This window comes from Actinacidiphila sp. bgisy145 (assembly GCF_057708125.1).
Window position 1 is genome coordinate 162,040 of record NZ_JBYIRL010000003.1, and the last position, 18,552, is coordinate 180,591.

General features: G+C 73.2%; 17 protein-coding genes and 1 pseudogene. 14 read left to right on the forward strand and 4 right to left on the reverse strand.

Annotated elements, in window-relative coordinates:
* The first annotated feature begins 11 nt into the window (after window positions 1-11).
* From AC3ERT_RS04505 to AC3ERT_RS04545, 9 genes and pseudogenes are all read left to right on the forward strand, one after another.
* A complete protein-coding gene (locus tag AC3ERT_RS04505; RefSeq protein WP_435172764.1) occupies window positions 12-1,598 on the forward strand; it encodes a CpaE/TadZ family protein in 1,587 nt (528 codons plus the stop codon).
* Window positions 1,595-2,035 carry a TadE/TadG family type IV pilus assembly protein gene (locus AC3ERT_RS04510; RefSeq protein WP_435172765.1) on the forward strand — a complete coding sequence of 147 codons (441 nt, stop codon included), beginning with the start codon at window positions 1,595-1,597 and terminating at the stop codon, window positions 2,033-2,035. Before AC3ERT_RS04505 ends, AC3ERT_RS04510 begins: the two co-directional genes overlap by 4 nt.
* Complete coding sequence (locus tag AC3ERT_RS04515; protein ID WP_435172767.1) at window positions 2,032-3,366, forward strand: TadA family conjugal transfer-associated ATPase; 1,335 nt, start codon at window positions 2,032-2,034, stop codon at window positions 3,364-3,366. The genes AC3ERT_RS04510 and AC3ERT_RS04515 overlap by 4 nt, the downstream gene beginning before the upstream one ends.
* A gap of 83 nt (window positions 3,367-3,449) precedes the next feature.
* Entirely contained in the window at window positions 3,450-4,370 is a 921-nt protein-coding gene (locus AC3ERT_RS04520; RefSeq protein WP_435172858.1) for a type II secretion system F family protein, read from the forward strand.
* 13 nt (window positions 4,371-4,383) lie between these two features.
* A complete protein-coding gene (locus AC3ERT_RS04525; protein WP_335980766.1) occupies window positions 4,384-5,283 on the forward strand; it encodes a DUF5936 domain-containing protein in 900 nt (299 codons plus the stop codon).
* A 186-nt stretch (window positions 5,284-5,469) separates the two neighbouring features.
* A complete protein-coding gene (locus tag AC3ERT_RS04530; RefSeq protein WP_435172769.1) occupies window positions 5,470-5,727 on the forward strand; it encodes a hypothetical protein in 258 nt (85 codons plus the stop codon).
* Between the two features lie 32 nt (window positions 5,728-5,759).
* A pseudogene (locus tag AC3ERT_RS04535) lies at window positions 5,760-6,329 on the forward strand (pilus assembly protein TadG-related protein); the annotation flags it as partial.
* A 14-nt stretch (window positions 6,330-6,343) separates the two neighbouring features.
* On the forward strand, window positions 6,344-6,922 hold the full coding sequence (locus tag AC3ERT_RS04540; RefSeq protein ID WP_435172771.1) for a hypothetical protein: 579 nt from the start codon (window positions 6,344-6,346) through the stop codon (window positions 6,920-6,922).
* A gap of 7 nt (window positions 6,923-6,929) precedes the next feature.
* The gene (locus AC3ERT_RS04545; protein ID WP_435172773.1) at window positions 6,930-7,640 is read left to right on the forward strand and encodes an OmpA family protein; all 711 of its coding nucleotides are present in this window, start codon (window positions 6,930-6,932) and stop codon (window positions 7,638-7,640) included.
* 181 nt (window positions 7,641-7,821) lie between these two features.
* On the opposite strand, the gene AC3ERT_RS04550 is transcribed toward AC3ERT_RS04545, so the two are convergent.
* Window positions 7,822-8,172, reverse strand: a complete 351-nt coding sequence (locus AC3ERT_RS04550; RefSeq protein ID WP_435172775.1) for a DUF192 domain-containing protein — start codon at window positions 8,170-8,172, stop codon at window positions 7,822-7,824.
* Window positions 8,173-8,219: 47 nt separating this feature from the next.
* On the opposite strand from AC3ERT_RS04550, the gene AC3ERT_RS04555 reads away from it, so the two are divergent.
* Window positions 8,220-8,942, forward strand: a complete 723-nt coding sequence (locus AC3ERT_RS04555) for a prepilin peptidase (RefSeq protein WP_435172776.1) — start codon at window positions 8,220-8,222, stop codon at window positions 8,940-8,942.
* Between the two features lie 88 nt (window positions 8,943-9,030).
* Here AC3ERT_RS04555 and mgrA read toward each other — a convergent pair whose 3' ends face one another.
* A complete protein-coding gene (mgrA, locus tag AC3ERT_RS04560; RefSeq protein WP_435172778.1) occupies window positions 9,031-10,074 on the reverse strand; it encodes an L-glyceraldehyde 3-phosphate reductase in 1,044 nt (347 codons plus the stop codon).
* A 158-nt stretch (window positions 10,075-10,232) separates the two neighbouring features.
* Between mgrA and AC3ERT_RS04565 the strand changes: the two genes are divergently transcribed.
* The 4 genes from AC3ERT_RS04565 to AC3ERT_RS04580 all read left to right on the forward strand — a co-directional run bounded on the left by AC3ERT_RS04565 (window position 10,233) and on the right by AC3ERT_RS04580 (window position 15,313).
* Window positions 10,233-10,994: an isoprenyl transferase gene (locus tag AC3ERT_RS04565; protein ID WP_335980760.1), complete on the forward strand. Its 762-nt coding sequence runs from the start codon at window positions 10,233-10,235 to the stop codon at window positions 10,992-10,994.
* Window positions 10,995-11,166: 172 nt separating this feature from the next.
* Entirely contained in the window at window positions 11,167-12,486 is a 1,320-nt protein-coding gene (phoH2, locus tag AC3ERT_RS04570; protein ID WP_335980758.1) for an RNA 5'-3' helicase PhoH2, read from the forward strand.
* A gap of 421 nt (window positions 12,487-12,907) precedes the next feature.
* A complete protein-coding gene (locus tag AC3ERT_RS04575; RefSeq protein WP_435124700.1) occupies window positions 12,908-13,591 on the forward strand; it encodes an aggregation-promoting factor C-terminal-like domain-containing protein in 684 nt (227 codons plus the stop codon).
* 138 nt (window positions 13,592-13,729) lie between these two features.
* Window positions 13,730-15,313 (forward strand): AI-2E family transporter, encoded by a 1,584-nt coding sequence (locus AC3ERT_RS04580; RefSeq protein WP_435172780.1) that lies wholly within the window; start codon window positions 13,730-13,732, stop codon window positions 15,311-15,313.
* An 89-nt stretch (window positions 15,314-15,402) separates the two neighbouring features.
* Here the strand turns inward: AC3ERT_RS04580 and AC3ERT_RS04585 are convergent, their stop codons facing one another.
* Window positions 15,403-17,880, reverse strand: a complete 2,478-nt coding sequence (locus tag AC3ERT_RS04585) for an ABC transporter permease (protein WP_435172782.1) — start codon at window positions 17,878-17,880, stop codon at window positions 15,403-15,405.
* Complete coding sequence (locus AC3ERT_RS04590; protein WP_435125551.1) at window positions 17,877-18,545, reverse strand: ABC transporter ATP-binding protein; 669 nt, start codon at window positions 18,543-18,545, stop codon at window positions 17,877-17,879. The genes AC3ERT_RS04585 and AC3ERT_RS04590 overlap by 4 nt, the downstream gene beginning before the upstream one ends.
* Between the last annotated feature and the right edge of the window lie 7 nt (window positions 18,546-18,552).

Here is an 18,552-nt window from a genome sequence, read left to right on the forward strand (position 1 = left end):
GGAGGGCCGAGATGACCGTACGCATCCTCGCCGGCACAGCGGACGCCGACACCGCCCGCGCGCTGCTCGGCCTGCTCGGCCAACTCCCGGGCGCCGAACCGGCGCCGGCCCTGCCCAGTTCCACCGCGCTGCTCGACGCGCTCGCCCGCGCCGCCGAGTCGGGCGTCGAGGAGCTGCCCGAGGTCGTCGTCGTCCACGACCTGATCGGCCCGATGCCCGGCCTGGACCTGGTCCGGGACATCGCGCTGCGCTTCCCCGCGGTCGGCGTGGTGCTGCTCACCGCCGACCCCAGCCCGTCGATGCTCGCCTCCGCGATGAACTCCGGCGCCCGCGGCGTGATCGGACTGCCGCTGGCCTACGACGAGTTGGGCGCCCGCGTGGAGGCCGCGGCCGCCTGGGCGGACGGGGTGCGCCGCCACCTCGCGCCCGGCCGGACCGCGCTGCCCGCCGTCACCGGCGGCACCCTGGTCGCGGTGGCCGGCGCCAAGGGCGGCGTCGGCACCACCGTCACCGCCGTCCAACTCGCCCTGGCCGCCCACGCGTCGGGCCGCTCCACCGCCCTGGTCGACCTCGACCTGCAAGGCGGCGACGTCGCGTCGTACCTGGACGTGCAGTTCCGCCGCTCCGTCGCCGACCTGGCCGACATCGCCGACGTCTCCTCCCGCGTGCTGAACGACGCGATGTACGTCCACGAGTCCGGGATCGCGCTGCTGCTCGCCCCCGCCGAGGGCGAGCGCGGCGAGGAGGTCACCGACCGCGCCGCCCGCCTGGTGCTGACCGCCCTGCGGCAGCGGTACGAGGTCGTCGTCGTGGACTGCGGCACCCAGGTCACCAGCGCCAACGCCGTCGCCGTCGAGACCGCCGACACCGCCGTGTTGGTCACCACCCCCGACGTCGTCGCCGTACGCGCCGCCAAGCGGATGGTGCGGATGTGGGACCGGTTGCAGGTCCGCAAGGCGCAGGACACCACCACCGCGGTCAACCGCTACACCCGCGGCAGCGAGATCCAGCCGTCGCTGGTCGGCCGGATCACCGGCACGAAGGTCGCCGAGGCGGCGATCCCGGCCGGCTTCCGCGAACTCCAGCCCGTCATCGACGCCGGACGCCTGCACGACCTGGACGGCCGCTCCGCCGTCCGCGGCGGGATCTGGTCGCTGGCCGGGGAGTTGGGCCTGGTCACCGCGGTGGCGCCGACCGGTCGGTCCGGCGGGAAGCGGCTGCGCCGCGCCGACCGGGACCGCGGCCAGGTCACCCTGGAGACGCTCGGCATGACCCCGGTCATCCTGATCACGCTGATCCTCGTCTGGCAGGCGGTGCTGGCCGGCTACACCTTCACCCTCGCGGGCAACGCCGCCGACCAGGCGGCCCGGGCCGCCGCCGTCGGGTCCGACTTCCACGCGGCCGCGGCCGACGACCTCCCGGGCGCGTGGGCCTCCGGCATGCAGGGACCGGACGTCGGTCGCGCCGACGGGCAGGTCTCCGTCTCCCTCGGGCTGAAGGTGCCGGTGCTCTTCCCGGGCGCCATCGACTTCCCCGTCACCGTGCACGGGCACGCCTCCACGGTCGACGAGACCGCCACGCAGGGCGTGAACCCGTGAGACGCCGGGGCGGTCCCGAGCGGAGCCGGGGCGGGCGGCTCGGCGGGCGGCCCGGTGGGCGGCTCGCCGCGCGGCGCTCGGCCGGTCAGGCGTCGCTGGAATACCTCGGCATGCTGCCCTTCCTCCTGCTCATCGCCCTCGCGGGCATCCAGCTCGGCATCGCCGCCTACTGCGGCTCACAGGCCGGCACCGCGGCCCGCACCGCCGCCCGCACCGCCGCGCTGCACGGCACGCAGGGCGGCACCACCGCCGGAGCCCAGGCGGGCCAGGACGCGGTCAGCGGCTGGATCGACCCCGACATCAGCTGGCCGGTGGACAACCCCGAGCAGATCACCGCGCGTGCCACCGTCAGCATCCCGTCCGTCCTGCCCGGGGTCCACCTGTTCGGGCCGGTGCACCGCGACGCGACCATGCCGAAGGAGGACTGGACGCCATGAGCCTGCGTGCCCGCCTCGCCGTCGAAGAGGCCACCCCGCAGACCCAGGAGGGCCACCTCGTGGCCGTCTACCGGGCCAAGCTGCTCCAGGAGATCGACCTCGCGGAGATGTCCGCGCTGGCCGCCGCCGAGCGCCGCGCCCGCCTGGAGCGCGTCCTCGGCCACATCATCAGCCGCGAGGGCCCGGTGCTGTCCAGCGCCGAACGCGCCGCGCTGATCCGCCGGGTCGTCGACGAGGCCCTCGGCCTGGGCATCCTCGAACCGCTGCTGGAGGACCCCTCCGTCACCGAGATCATGGTCAACGGCCCGGACCGGATCTACGTCGAGCGCGGCGGCCGGGTCGAACTCGTCCCGGCCCGCTTCTCCTCCGCCGACCAGCTCCTCCAGACCATCGAGCGGATCGTCTCCACCGTCAACCGCCGCGTGGACGAGTCCAATCCGATGGTCGACGCCCGCCTGCCGTCCGGCGAGCGCGTCAACGTCATCATCCCGCCGCTGTCGCTGACCGGCCCGACGCTGACCATCCGCCGCTTCCCGCGCGCCTACACGCTCCAGGAACTCATCGAACTGGGCACCCTCGACGAGCACATGCTGCTCCTTCTGTCCGCGTTCGTCCGCGCCAAGTGCAACATCATCGTCAGCGGCGGCACCGGCTCCGGAAAGACCACCCTGCTCAACGCGCTGTCCGGGCTGATCCCCGACGGCGAGCGGATCATCACCGTCGAGGACGCCGCCGAACTCCAGCTCCAGCAGGAGCATGTGATCCGGCTGGAGTCGCGCCCGCCGAACGTCGAGGGCGACGGCCGCATCACCATCCGCGACCTCGTGCGCAACTCCCTGCGCATGCGCCCGGACCGGATCATCGTCGGCGAGGTCCGCGGCGGCGAGACCCTCGACATGCTCCAGGCGATGTCCACCGGCCACGACGGCTCGCTGGCCACCGTGCACGCCAACTCCGCCGAGGACGCCGTATTGCGCCTCCAGACGCTGGCCTCCATGAGCGAGGTCAAGGTGCCCTTCGAGGCGCTGCGCGACCAGATCAACTCCGCGGTGGACGTCCTGGTCCAGCTCCAGCGGCACGTCGACGGCACCCGGCGGATCGCCGAGATCGCCGTGCTGTCCTCCCGCGGCCGCGACACCTTCCGGCTCACCTCGGCCACCCGCTTCCGCGCCGAACCCCTCGGCGTCGACCGCATCGTCCGCGGCTGGTTCGAACACCGGCCGCTGCCCGGCGAGATCGGCGAGCGGCTCTACCTGTCCGGTGAGCACATCCCCGCCGCCTACGGCGTCGGCACCACCGCACTCGAACTCGACAGCCGGGAGGCGAAGTGACCGCCACCAGCCCCTTCGCCGCCGGAACTTCCCTCGCCGGCACCCTCCTCGCCGGCACCCAGTTCGCCTCCGGGCCCTACCCGCTGGCCGTGCTCGGCGCCGCCGCCCTCGCGCTCGCGCTCGGCGTGTGGGGCGTGCACGCCTGGTGGGGCGGCCGCGCCGACCGCGCCGCGCTGGTCGAGCGCCTCGCCGGGGAAGAGGGCGACGCCCCCGCCCGGCGGCCCGCGTTCGCCGCGCTCGACCGCCGGGTGCGCCGCTACGCCTGGGGCCGCCGGCTGGCCGGACGGCTCGCCGCCACCGGCACCAACCTCACCCCCGGCCAGTTCACCGCCGCCGTCGCCGGTGTCGTCATCGCCGCCTGGGTGGTCGCCGCGACGCTCCTCGCGCCGTTCTTCGGGCCGATCGCCGCGCTGCTGGCCGGCTGGGCCGGCGTCTCCTTCCTGACCTGGCGGCGCCGGGTGCGCAACGAGCGCTTCATCGCCCAACTCCCCGAACTCGCCCGGGTCCTGGCCAACGCCACCCAGGCCGGGCTGGCCCTGCGCACCGCGGTCTCCATGGCCGCGGAGGAGCTGGAGGCCCCCGCGGGCGAGGAGTTGAAGCAGGTCGCCGACGCCATGGCGCTCGGCCACTCCGTGGAGGACGCGCTCGGCGAGCTCCAGCAGCGGCTGCCCAGCCGCGAGTTGGTGGTGCTGGTCTCCACGCTGGTGCTCTCCAGCCGGGCCGGCGGTTCCCTGGTGGAGTCCCTGCGCAACCTCACCGTCACCCTGGAGGAGCGCAAGGAGACCCGCCGCGAGATCCGCACCCAGATGTCCCAGGTCACCGTCACCGCCTACGCGGTCCCGGTGATCGGCGTCGGCTCGCTGCTGCTGCTCAACCGGATCATGCCCGGCTCGCTGGCCGCGATGACCGGCTCGGGCATCGGCCGGATCTGCGTACTGGTCGCCCTGGCGCTGTACGTGGTCGGGTTCGCGCTCATCCGCCGGATGTCCCGGATCGACGTGTGAGGAGCCTGCCGCGATGACCCTGACCGGACTCGGCCTCGCCGTCCTCCTCGCCGCCGCCGTCGCCGGTGTCGTCCACGGCATCGGCCTGCTGCGCGCGGACGCCAAGCTCCCCGACGACCTCGCGCTCGCCCTGGAGGTCGGCCGCACCCGGACCACCCGCACCGGCAACGCCATCGACCGGGTCGGCATGCGCTGGGCGCCGATGGTGCTGCGCATGATGGGCCCGGCCCGGATCGCGAAGATGCGCGCCCGGATCGACCACGCCGGCCACCCCTACGGCCTCACCGTGGAGCGCTACGCCGCCCGCCGCGCGGTCTACGGCTTCCTCGGCGGCGTCGCCGCGCTGGCGCTGCTCACCCGCGGCAACTGGTTCCTCGCACTGCTGCTGCTCGCGTACGCCTGGTGGTGGGCGGACCTGGGGATCTGGCTGGCGGTGCGGCGGCGCCGCGACGACATCGAGCGCACCCTGCCGGACTTCCTCGACGTGCTCGCGGTCGTGGTCAGCGCCGGGCTCGGCTTCCGCCAGGCCCTGGAGCGGGTCAACTCCGTGTACCAGGGCCCCTGGTCGGACGAGATCCGGGTGGCGCTGCGGCAGATGGACGTCGGGGTCAGCCGCCGGGACGCCTTCGACCAGCTGCGCAAGCGCAACCGCAGCGACCAGGTGGGGCAGTTCGTCACGGCACTCCAGCAGGGGGAGGAGCTGGGCGCGCCGATCGCGCGCACGCTGCTTCAGATCGCCACCGACATGCGCCGCACCGAGGCGCAGAACGCCCGCCGCCGCGCGGCGCGGATGGTGCCGCGCGCGACCGGGGTCATCACGATCCTGCTCGTCCCGGCCACCATGATCCTGCTCATCTCGGGCACGATCATCGGTTCGCAGATTCACTTCGGTGACCTCTTCGGGGGTGGGTGAGCCGGTTGTTTTGCGTGAACGGGGTACGACACAGCGTGAGTTCGCGTCATGCTGGCTCTGCGGGCGCGAACGCGCCCGCTGTGAGCGGCAGGAGCAGCGAAGGGCGGTGCGCCGTGCCCGACGAAACCGGCCGGCCGGAACCGGCCGCCGTGACCAGGAGCCAGGTGATCAGGAATGGGGCGAGCAATGAACAGGTGGGTTCTCCAGCACTACACGGACGCCGAGGTATGGCTCCGCACCCGCACGGACCGGCTGACCACCCGCCTGGCCACCCGCACGGCGACCCGCTCGGACCGCGGCCAGACCTCCTTCGAATACCTCGGCATCGCGGTGGTGATCGCCGTGATCATCGGAGTCCTGGCGGGCACGACGGACATCGGCACGAAGATCAAGGACGCCATCACGAACACCATCGGCAAGATCACCAGCGGCAGCGGCAAGTAAGGCGGCTCGGCGACGACAGCGGCCAGACGGTCGGCCTCTACATCGTCGCCATCGGCGCGCTGTTCTTCCTGGCCTTCGCCTACTTCGCCGTCGGCCAAGCGGCGGTGACCCGCAACAGCGCCCAGACGGCGGCGGACTCGGCAGCGCTGGCGGCGGCCCGCGAGAACCGCGACGACGTCCAGGCCGCTTTCCTCGCCGCCTTGAAGGGCGACGACGTCGCCGCGCTGGCCCGCCTGCTCGAAAGCGCGAGCGTGGACGACGCGGCCGCCTGCGGCGCCGCCTCGGACTACGCGGACGCCAACGACGCTACGGTGGCCACGTGCGACTCGCTGGCCGACAAGCCCGGCTACACCGTCACCGTCATCACGAAGAGCACCGTGGGCAGTTCGGTGATCGACGGCACCGAGGACACCCATGCGAAGGCGACCGCGACCGCCGTGGTCGAACCCCGGTGCAGCTTCGGCGCGAAGGACGGGAAGATCCTCCGGTTCACCTGTGACGGCAGCGAGCTCGCCATCGACCCGAAGGCGGGCGACTTCACACTGGACCTGTCGGACTTCTACTCCGTCCACCTGGCCAAGTCACCGCAGGACGAGCAGTGAGGGAATGGGGAGCGATGAGGTACGGGCGCAGGGCGACGACCGCGGTGGCATGCGCGGCCCTCGCCGTCGTGTCGCTGGCGGGCTGCGGAGGCGGGGGCGGCCAGAAGAGCGATGCCAAACCCAGCTCGTCGGGCGGCGGTTCGCCGAGCGCCCCGGCCAGTACGGGCGCGACATCGCCGTCCGCGACCCCGAGTCAGGTGCTCGCCCAGATCAAGGGGGAGAAGGGCATCGAGGTGACCATCAACTCCGCGGTGCGCGACTCCGGAGGCTTCGTCACCGTGGAGGGGGAGATCACCAACGACGGCACGGCGGAGTTCGACGCCAACGACTGGGTCGGCAATGAGACAGCCCTCGGCGCTTCCGGCGCGTCTGTCGCCGGAGCGGTGCTCGTCGACGAGGCCGGCAAGAAGCGCTACTACGTCCTCAGGGACACCGAGGGCAGGTGCCTGTGCACGATGAAGCTGCTGAGCATCCAGCCCCAGGAGACCCGCCCCTTCTTCGCCCAGTTCCCCTCCCCCCCGGAGTCGACCACCTCCGTCGAGTTCGAACTGCCCACCATGCCCCCCGCCAAGATCTCCATCTCCGAGGGGTGACCCCGCCGTGACCCGCACACCCCACCCGCGTCCCCACCCCCAGCCCTACCCCCTCCCCGGGCCGCGCCCCCGCCGGGCCGCCGCCGTGATCGGCGCCTCCGCGGCCGCCCTGATCCTCGTGTGCGCCGCCCCCGCCACCCCCGCGGCCGCGGACTCCACCCCGCCGCCCACCGCGGGCGACACCACCGCCACCCCGCCCGTGCAGGTCGACCCGAAGTCACCTGACCTGAAACTCCAGGCGGGCGCAACCCTCGCCCCGCCGAAGGTCCTCGACATCGTCTCGGTCACCGACCAGGGCTCGGTCTCCGCCAGCCAGCCCGAGGAGCGGCAGGAGACGTCGAACACGACGGTGACGTACGCCCTGCAGTCCGAAGTGCTGTTCACCAAGGACAGCGCGAAGCTCTCGGCGACCGCGACGTCCCGCATCCAGGCGATCGCCGGCGACATCAACGCGCAGCACGTCACCTCGGCCATCCGGGTCTTCGGCTTCACCGACAACCTGGGCAGCAGCACGCACGGCGACGTGCTGTCCAAGCAGCGGGCCACCGCCGTGTACAACGTGCTCGCCGCGCAGCTCGCCACGCTCGGCGACCCGAACCACACCTTCCAGGTCCGCGGCTACGGCGAGCAGTACCCGATCGCCGACAACTCGACCGAGGCCGGCCGCCGCGAGAACCGCCGGGTGGAGATCACCTTCACCCCACCCGCGGCGTCGTAGCCCGGCGTGTCGTACCGCGGCGGACGGCGCCGGCGCGGTACGGTTCAAGTCCCCCCCTCGGGCCGGTTCGCGCTCCCCCCCCTGCGAACCGGCCCGTTTTCCGTGCGGCACCGCGGCACGCCGCGCCCGTACCGGCGCCGGCACCGTGCTCCGCACCACCCCGGCGCCGCCCGAGCCGGCGTCAGTCCCGTACGTCCAGGGTGACGCCCTTCGCCACACCCCACCGGGCGAACGCGCCCGCCTCCGCCTCCAGCACGTGCCGGGCCCGCAGCCGGGGGCGGCCCAGCCGGCCGGGCGGCATGGTGCGCACCGCGAGCACCCGCAGCCGCCGGTCGAGGTAGGCCACGTCGATGGCGAACCGCATCCGCACGGTGTGGATGCTGGACGCGGGGGTGAGCAGCAGCGCGCCGTCGATCCCGCTGCGGCCCAACAGGCCCCGGGTGCGGGCGCGGTAGGAGGCGGCGACGTGCAGCGGCACCTCGCCGGTGGGTGTGCGCAGCGCCCCCTCGCCGTCCCGCCAGCGTCGGCGCATGACCCGTTCCTCCCTCACGGCGCGGCCGCCCGTGTACGGTCGGCCCGGTGCATGTCTATCTGATCGCGGGCGCCGCCGTCTGGGGAATAGCGAGCGGGCTGCTGCTCCTGCCGCGTGCCGCCTACCGGTTGGCGGTCCCCGCCGGTGAGCCCTGGGCGGCGCTGTGCCCGGTGGACGCGCATCCCGTCGGGGGCTGGCTCGGCCCGGCCCGCTGCCCGCGGTGCCCGCAGGGGCAGCGGCGGTACGGCCCCGGGTACGGCGCCGCGCTCGGCTGCGCGCTGGTGTGCGCGGCGCTGGCCTGGCGGGTGGGCGGGCACCCCGAACTCGCGGTGTGGCTGCTGCTGGTGCCCGTCGGGGGCGTTCTCACGCGGGTCGACCTGGCCGTCCGCCGGCTGCCCGACGTCCTCACGCTGCCCGCGCTCGGCCTCACCGCGCTGCTGCTCGGGGGCGCCGCCCTGCTGCCGTCCGCGCAGGGCTCCTGGACCCGGGCGCTGATCGCCGCCGCCGTCCTGGGCGGGCTGTACGCGGTGCTGTTCTTCGTCAACCCGGCCGGCATGGGGTTCGGCGACGTGAAGCTCGCCCCGACCCTCGGGCTGGTCCTGGGCTGGTACGGCTGGGGGGCCGTGGTGACCGGCACCTTCGCCGGTTTCCTGCTCGGCGCCGTGGTGGGGCTCGGCCTCATCGCCGCCCGCCGCGCCACCCGCAAGACCGCGATGCCCTTCGGCCCCTTCATGCTCGCCGGCACCCTGGCAGCGGTCCTGCTGGCCTGACCGCCGCCGGACGGCCGCCCGGATGCCCCGCCCGCCCGGATGCCCCGCCCGGGTGCCCCCGCACTGGGTGCACCCGGGCGGCCGGTGCTCAGGCGTCGCTGCTGACGCTCCACAGGTTCACGCCGGCCGGCTCCACCGCGTGGCGGTCGATCTCGGCCAGCTCCTCCGCGGTCAGCGGCGCCGCGCCGACGGCGGCGACGTTCGCCTCGAGCTGCGCGACGGACGAGGCGCCGATCAGCGCCGAGGTGACCCGCGGGTCCCGCAGCACCCAGGACAGGGCGAGCTGCGCCAGGGACTGGCCGCGGGCGGCGGCGACGTCGTTGAGGGCGCGCAGCCGGGTGACCGTCTCGTCGTTGACCAGCTCGGGGTCGAGCGACTTGCCCTGGGCGGCCCGCGAGTCGGACGGGATGCCGCCGAGGTAGCGGTCGGTGAGCAGGCCCTGCGCCAGCGGCACGAAGCCGATGCAGCCCATGCCCTCCTCGTCGAGGACGTCGAGCAGGCCCTCGTCCTCGATCCAGCGGTTGATCATCGAGTAGGACGGCTGGTGGATCAGCGCCGGCACGCCCAGCTCGCGCAGGATGCGGGCGGCCTCGCGGGTCCGCTCCGGGCCGTAGGAGGAGATGCCGACGTACAGCGCCTTGCCCTGCTGGACCGCGGTGGCCAGCGCGCCCATCGTCTCCTCGAGCGGGGTCTCCGGGTCGAAGCGGTGGGAGTAGAAGATGTCGACGTAGTCCAGGCCCATCCGGGACAGCGACTGGTCGAGCGAGGCGAGCAGGTACTTGCGGGAGCCCCACTCGCCGTAGGGTCCTGGCCACATGTCGTAGCCGGCCTTGGTGGAGATGACCAGCTCGTCGCGGTAGGGGCGGAAGTCCTGCGCGAAGAGGGTGCCGAAGTTCGCCTCGGCGGCGCCGTAGGGCGGGCCGTAGTTGTTGGCGAGGTCGAAGTGGGTGACCCCGAGGTCGAACGCGCGGCGCAGGATCGCGCGCTGCGAGTCCAGGGTGCGGTCGTCGCCGAAGTTGTGCCACAGGCCCAGCGAGACCGCCGGGAGCTTCAGGCCGCTGCGGCCGGTGCGGCGGTACTCCATCGTGTCGTAGCGCTCGTCGGCGGCGCGGTAGAGGTTTCTGATGTTCACCGCCTCTGCTTATCACGAGTGGTTGAAGCTTCTCCCGTTCGCGGCCGTCGAACCGGTGCGCAAGCGGGCCCGCGGCCGCTCGACCCGGTTCGTGCGTACGGCTGTTCGCGCAGTAGTGTGGCCGCGCGGGCGACGAGCACATGAGGGGCTGGTACGCGATGAATCTGCGCGACCTGGTGTACGGGCTGTACTCCCGCCGGGTGGAACGCCGGATCGACGTGTCGCAGGCCCCCAAGCACATCGGTGTGATCCTGGACGGCAACCGGCGGTGGGCGAAGGCGTCCGGCGGCAGCCCGGAGCAGGGCCACCGGGCCGGCGCGGACAAGATCGCCGAGATGCTGGGCTGGTGCGAGGAGACCGGTGTCGAGGTGGTCACGCTGTGGCTGCTGTCCACCGACAACCTGGACCGGCCGGCCGACCAGCTGGTGCCGCTGCTGGGCATCATCGAGGACGCCGTCACCGAGCTGGCCGCGGCCGGGCGCTGGCGGGTGCACCACGTGGGCACCATGGACCTGCTGCCGGCGCACACCCAGAGCGTGCTGAAGGAGGCCGAGCAGGCCACCGACGGCCAGGAGGGCATCCTGGTCAACGTCGCGGTCGGCTACGGCGGCCGGCAGGAGATCGCCGACGCGGTCCGCTCGCTGCTGCACGAGCACGCCGGGCGCGGCACCTCCATCGAGGACCTGGCCGGGATCCTCGACGTCGAGCACATCGCCGAGCACCTCTACACCCGCGGTCAGCCCGACCCGGACCTGGTGATCCGCACCTCCGGTGAGCAGCGGTTGTCCGGTTTCATGCTGTGGCAGAGCGCCCACTCGGAGTACTACTTCTGCGAGGTCTTCTGGCCCGCTTTCCGGAAGGTCGACTTCCTCCGGGCGCTGCGCGACTACGCCGCCCGGCACCGCCGCTACGGGGCCTGAGCGACCCGGTAGGGCGCGGTGAGCGCTGCGTGGCGGAGCGATGACCGTCGGGTGACTGTCGTATGCATCCGCATGCGCGCGGCTGTTCCAGGGCATATCACTGGCAGACCGGCATCCGGGTCCTGGTTGCCGGACCGCAAGACTCACCTCTCCCGAGGGGGTTCGTCCACACGTGGTGACCAGCAAGAACCGCCGTGATCACGACCGGCGCACATACGTACTCGACACCAGCGTGCTGCTCGCCGACCCAGGCGCCTTCACCCGCTTCGAGGAGCACGAGGTCGTGCTGCCGCTCGTGGTGGTGACGGAACTGGAGGCCAAGCGCCACCACCCGGAACTCGGCTACTTCGCCCGCCAGGCGTTGCGCACGCTCGACGAGTTCCGGATCAGGTACGGCCGGCTGGACGCGCCGATCCCGATCGGCGACTTCGGCGGCACGCTCCGGGTCGAGCTCAACCACTCGGACCCCGGGGTGCTGCCCGCGGGCTTCCGGCTCGGTGACAACGACTCGCGCATCCTCGCCGTCGCCCGCAACCTCCAGGCCGAGGGGTACGACGTGACCGTCGTCTCCAAGGACCTGCCGTTGCGGGTCAAGGCGTCCTCGGTCGGGCTGCTCGCCGAGGAGTACCGCGCGGAACTCGCCATCACCTCCGGCTGGACCGGGATGGAGGAGCTCCAGGTCGGCGCCGAGGACGTGGACACCCTCTTCGCGCAGGAGGTCGTCGACCTGCCCGAGGCGGCGGAACTGCCGGTGCACACCGGCCTGGTGCTCCAGTCCGAGCGCGGCAAGGCGCTGGGCCGGGTCACCGCGGACGGCCGGGTGCGGCTGGTGCGCGGCGACCGCGACGCGTTCGGCATCCACGGGCGCAGCGCCGAGCAGCGGATCGCGCTGGACCTGCTGCTGGACCCGGAGGTGGGCATCGTGTCGATGGGCGGGCGGGCCGGCACCGGCAAGTCCGCGCTGGCGCTGTGCGCGGGTCTGGAGGCGGTCCTGGAGCGCCGCCAGCACCGCAAGGTGATGGTCTTCCGCCCGCTGTACGCGGTCGGCGGGCAGGAGTTGGGCTACCTGCCGGGCAGCGAGGCGGAGAAGATGAGCCCGTGGGCCCAGGCGGTCTTCGACACCCTCGCGGCGGTGACGTCGAAAGAGGTCATCGAGGAGGTGGTGGCGCGCGGCATGCTGGAGGTGCTGCCGCTGACCCACATCCGGGGCCGTTCGCTGCACGACGCGTTCGTGATCGTGGACGAGGCCCAGTCCCTGGAGCGGAACGTCCTGTTGACGGTGCTGTCCCGGATCGGGGCCGGCTCGCGGGTGGTGCTCACCCATGACGTGGCCCAGCGCGACAACCTCCGCGTGGGGCGGTACGACGGCGTGGTCGCGGTGGTGGAGAAGCTGAAGGGCCATCCGCTCTTCGCGCATGTGACGCTCAGCCGGTCCGAGCGGTCGCCGATCGCGGCGCTCGTCACCGAGATGCTGGAGGACGCCGGCAGCTGAGCAATCGCCGTATCTGTCCGATAATCAGGTGAGTTGATGCTGCTGCGTCCGGGTAAACCGGGCGCAGCAGCTTAGCGTTCGGGCGGTGCGGACGCAGGGAATTACCTCCTTCCGCAGCATGTGAAGTTTGCCACTCAACCGGAAATTGCCGCACGGCGTCGGAGTACGGCAGGGTGTGAGGCTGTCAGGCCCCGCTCATGGCACTCCCGTCACCCCTCGGGGATCGGGAACGCGTCACTCACAAGTCCACATCGACGCCATGAGCCGCCCGAGCACCACGCGGACCCCGCAAGGGACTTCGCACCGGGCCAGTACCCCCGTGACCGCCCGGCCCGTACGGCGGACCGGCCCAGGGGGACCGCGCCAGGGGCACGATTCCGTCCGTGCGGTCACCAAGCGGGCGATTCCGGAAGGAAACCGTGTGAGCCGGATCTCGGTCCGGGGACTCGCGGTGGCATCTGCCACTGCGGTCACCACTGTGGGCGCCGTGGTCGGCGTCGCGTCGGGTGCAGACCAGGGCCACGGCACTGCCGAACAGCCGGTCGAAGCCGCGGGCACGACGACCCTCCTCGCGGACATCCCCGCCGGCCAGCAGGTGCAGCAGGCGTCGTTGACGGAGCAGGTACAGGCTCAGTCCGACGCGGCAGACGCCTCGGCCAGGCAGTCCGCGGAGCAGGCGGCCCGCGTCCAGGCCGCGAAGGACGCCGCCAAGAAGAAGAAGGCGGACGACGCCGCGGCGGCCAAGGCGGCCCAGCTCAAGGCGGAGGCCGGCAAGGGCGATCCGAGCGCGAGCTTCTCGGTCCAGGCTTCGTACAGCACCGCGCAGGTGCAGGCGATGGCGAAGCAGATCGTCGGCAGCGGCCAGTACATGTGCTTCTCCAACATCGTGACGCGCGAGAGCGGTTGGGACTACACCGCGACCAACGCGTCCAGCGGCGCCTACGGCCTCGTGCAGGCGCTGCCCGGTTCCAAGATGGCCTCGGCCGGCGCGGACTGGCGGACGAACCCGGCCACGCAGATAAAGTGGGGCCTGAACTACATGAACAGCCGCTACGGCAGTCCGTGTGACGCCTGGCAGTTCTGGCAGGTCAACCACTACTACTAGGATGCGGCGCCGGACCGGGGTCCGGCGCGCACCCCGCCCGATCCGGCCACTCGCGCGGCCGGATCAACCTTGTCCCGGGTAACGTCGTCTCCCACAGCAGTGCCACAGACGGCCGACGGGCCGAGGGGGAGAGCAGCGATGCCGGACAAACGCCACTGGAGCGCGACACTCGCGTCCGGTTTGGCGAATCTCGCCGGGCGGCTGGATCAGAGACACGCCACTGTTTCCGCGCGCGACGCGGAGCACCAGGGGGCCGTGAACACCACGGCCCCCTCTGGCGTGCCCGCGCAACCCGCGCCGGACCGTACCGAATCCGCCGCGGTACAGGCGGCGCCGCCCGTGGCGGCCCCGGCTCCTGCGGCGCCCGCGGCGCCCGAGCCGGCCGTCCCGGCACAGGCCGCCGCGCCGCAGCCGGTGCCGGACCCGGTCGCGGTGGTGCCGTGGAGCATGCGGGTCGCCGCCGAGATCGGCTGGCGGCTGCTGGTACTGGCCGGCACCGTGTGGGTGCTGATGCGGGTGATCGGCGCGGTCCGGCTGGTGGTGCTCGCGTTCGTGGCGGCGCTGCTGATCACCGCGCTGCTCCAACCGTTCGTGGCCCGGCTGAAACGCTCCGGGGTGCCGCGGGGGCTGGCCACCGCGATGGTCTTCATCGGCGGCTTCGTCGTCATGGGGCTGGTCGGCTGGTTCGTGGTGTGGCAGGTGATGGACAACGTCGACAACCTGTCCTCCAGCCTCCAGGACGGTATCGACCAGGGGAAGAAGTGGCTGCTCAACAGCCCCTTCCACGTCACCGACGACCAGATCAACCAGGTCGCCAACAACCTCAGCAACGCCATCGGGCACAACAGCAAGCAGCTCACGGACGCGGGGCTGCAGGGCGTCACGGTCATCGTGGAGTTCCTGACCGGCGTGCTGCTGGCGATGTTCAGCACCCTGTTCCTGCTCTACGACGGGCCGAACATCTGGAACTGGGTGCTGCGGCTCTTCCCGACCGACGCCCGGGCCGGGCTCGCCGAGGCCGGCCCGCGCGCCTGGCGGACCCTGACGCTGTACGTGCGCGGCACCGTGATCGTGGCGCTGATCGACGCGATCTGCATCGGCATCGGGATCTTCTTCCTCGGGGTGCCGATGGCGGTGCCGCTGGCGGTGGTCATCTTCCTGTCGTCGTTCGTGCCGCTGGTCGGCGCGGTCGCCTCGGGTGCGGTGGCGGTGGTCGTCGCGCTCGTCACGCAGGGGCCATTCACCGCGCTGATGGTGCTGGCGGTGGTGCTGGCGGTGCAGCAGATCGAGGGGCACGTGCTCCAGCCGTTCATCCTCGGCCGCGCGGTGCGGGTCCATCCGCTCGCGGTGGTGCTGTCGGTGGCGGCCGGTTCGCTGATCGCCGGGATCGGCGGCGCGGTCAGCGCGGTGCCGCTGGTCGCGGTGAGCAACACGGTCGTCGGTGTGCTGCGGGCGCGGGCCAAGTCCGGCGCCACGACGGCCGGTCCAGTAACCGGTCCGGTGGCCGAGACGGTGGCCGCGCCCGCCGGGCAGGCTCCACCGGCTCCGGCGGCGGCTCCGGCGGCGGCCACCGGCCCGGCCCCCGCCCCCGCCGCGGACGGCGGCGCGGGAGCGGCGGGCGAGGCCGCTGCGGCTGCTGCGGCTCCAGCGGCTCCCGCCGGGCCCCAGGCCGAGGACGCGGCGGCCGAGCCGCGCGAACCGGTCGAGGACGGCGTGGAGTAGCCGCGCCGCACCGCCCTCGCCGTATCGGAACGCCCGCGGGGACCCACACCCTTTCAGGAGTGCGGGTCCCCGCGGGCGTTGCCGGGCTCCTACTCCGTGCGCAGCCCGTCCGCCCGCATCAGCCGCCACAGCGGCGGCATGCTCAGCAGGGTCACCGCGAGGATGACCGCCGCCCCGACCCCGGCCATCGTGCCGACCCCGGCCCAGTCCATCTGGAAGGGCCGCTGCACCATGGCGAGCAGCGCAGCCCCGAGCCCGATGCCGCCCGCGACGGCCAGCAGCAGCCCGAGCACCACCGGCACCGCGGTCTGCCACAGCACCGACCAGCCCAGCACCGAGCGCCTGGTGCCGAAGGCGACCAGCACCGCCAGCAGCTTCTTGCGCTCGCGCAACTGCTCCAGCATCGTCACCAGCAGCCCGGCGCCGATGAGCGCCATCGTGAAGGCCGCACCCGCGAACAGCCCGCGGCGGATCTGGAGGAAGCTCTCCTTCGTCCGGGTGTCGTAGAGGGTGTAGATGTCCATGTCGATGCCGAGCCGGGCCACGGCGTTGCGTGCGTGCTCGATCGCGTCGGGCTGGTGCGGGTCGAGCACCACCGACAGCCGCGCGTCCAGCTCGCCGAGCGGCGCGCCGCTGACCGCCTCCGGGGTGGCCAGTACGCCCCAGGCGTGAGAGCCCGTCGCGTCCGCCCGGCTGCCGGCGCGGACGGCGGTGGCCGGGATCTGCCACAGCCGGGGAATGCCGGTGTAGGTGTCGCCGACCGGTGCGTTGAGGTCGACCTTCGCGCCGGGCCGCAGATAGCGCTGGTAGCCGTCGTCCGCATAGCTGTCGGAGTCCGCCGGCACCAGGAAGACGCTGCCGGGCCGGCAGGCGGTGATCCGCGCCATCTGCCGCAGCGCGGCGCAGTCGCCGACGTCGACCGGCAGTTCGGTGTACTGCGTGCCCGCGCGCCCGGGCAGGCTGCTCGCGTCCGGGCGGGTCGCCTGGACCTCCCCGTAGCCGTAGACCTGCGCGACGCCCTGGGCCGCCGCGACGGACTTCGCGTCGGCGTTCAGCCGGGCGATGTTCTCCACCCGGCCGTCCACGACCGCCTGGGCGCGCTGGGTGTCGGCGCCGGTGCTGCTGACGTAGTCGTCGCTGACGCCGTTGAAGAGCATCTGCAGAGCTATCGCGCCGGCCACCGCGATGGTCACCCCGCTCACCATCCGGGCGGAGGCGCTGCTGCTCAGCTGGAGCCTGCGGGTGGCCAGTTGCCAGGACAGCGGGCCGCCGCTCAGCCGCCCCACGGTGGCCTCCACCGCCCACGGCAGCACCGCGGTCACCCCGAAGAGCAGCAGGACGGCGCCGGCGGCGACCTGGTACTCGTTGATCCCCGAGCCGTTGTGGATCTTGCCGAAGAGCGGGGCCAGCAGCGCCAGTCCGGCCGCGGGCAGCAGCAGCCGCCACCACAGCCGGCGCCGCCGGCCCAGCGCCTGGCGTACGACGCCCAGCGGCTCGATCGCGGTGCCGCGCAGACTGGCCAGGGTCACCGCTATCGACGCGAACGGCACGGCGAGCACGATCAGCACCGTCAGCGCCGGGTTCGGCGTCAGGTCCGAGGGGAAGGCCGAGACCGACACCACGCTGATGTGCGCCGCGAGTTGCCGCCCGCCCAGGAAGAGCGCGGCGCCGACGGCCAGCCCGAGCAGCGCGCCGAGCAGGGCCTCGCCGGCCGCGATCCGCCGGGTCATGCGGATGTCGGCGCCCACCAGCCGCAGCGCGGCCAGCCGCCGGTCCCGGCGCTCGCCGCCGAGCCGGACCGCGGTGCCGATGAACACCGCGACCGGCAGCAGGAGCACCACCAGCACGATGACCAGCAGCAGTTCGAGCGGCGCGCCCAGGTCCTCGGAGGTGTCGCGGGCACCGAAGCCCGTGATCCGGTCGGCGTTGCCGTGCACGTACTGGGCGTCGCGGGCCACCAGCTGGTCGCTGCCGACGTAGTAGTACAGGTCGGCCGGGCCGACGAGTCCGGCCTTCCCGATGGTGCCGGTGACCTGGTGGTCCAGGCGCTCGCGCAGCAGCGGCGCGGAGGCCAGCAGCTTCTTCAGCGCCGGGGAGACCACCATCTCGCCGGGGGCGGGCCAGGCGTCCAGGCCCGGCGGGAGCTGCGCCTTCGCCCCCTCGCGCTGGAGCCGGTAGCCGGTGATGTCGTGTTCGTGGTAGGTCGTGTCGGCGTTCGCCCACAGCAGGGTGTGGTCGCTGGGGTGGGCGACGTAACTGTTGCTCGCGCTCTCCCGGGCGTACTCCTTCTGGCTGTGGGTGTGGACCATCGCCGGGACCGCCGCGGTCAGCAGCAGCAGGGCGACGCCGAGCCCCACGCCCACCGCGGTGAGCAGGGTGCGGGTCCAGCCCTCCCGCCCGCCGCCGAGGGCGAAGCGCGCGCCGAGCGCGAGGTCGCGCAGCCAGGTCCGCACGTCCGCCGAGCGCTCGGCCGGTCCGCCGCCGGACGCCGGGCGGCGGGGCCCGCCGCCGGTCGCGTCGAACCCGGCGAACGGCTCGACTTGCGCGGCCGTCTCCCGCGTACTCATGACGCCCGTTCCATGTCGCGCGACTTCCCGTCCCGCACGACGACTTCCCGGTCGGAGTAGGCGGCCACCCGCGGTTCGTGGGTGACCAGGACGACGGCCGCGCCCGTGTCGTGGGCCGCGTCGGTGAGCAGCCGCATCACGCGCTCGCCGTTGAGCGAGTCCAGCGCGCCGGTCGGCTCGTCGGCGAAGACGACCCGCGGGTCGTCGACCAGGGCGCGTGCCACCGCGACCCGCTGGCCCTGCCCGCCGGAGACCTCGCCGGGCCGCTTGGCGGCGACGTCGGCGACCTCCAGCCGCTCCAGCCACTCGGCGGCCTTCCGCTCGGCGATGCGGCGCTTGACGCCGCCCAGCCGCATCGGCATCGCCACGTTCTCCAGGCAGGTCAGCTCGGGGACGAGCTGGCCGAACTGGAAGACGAAGCCGAAGTCGGTGCGGCGCAGGGCGCTGCGCTCGCCGTCGGTCATCGCCGAAAGCTCCTGCCCGCGGTAGCGGACCTGCCCGGAGTCGGGCCGCACGATGCCGGCCAGGCAGTGCAGCAGCGTGGACTTGCCGGACCCGGACGGGCCCATCACCGCGACGACCTCGCCGGCGCGGATGGTCAGGTCCGCCCCTTCGAGTGCCGCGGTCGGTCCGTACGCCTTGCGCACCTCGACCGCCTGGAGCAGCGGTTCG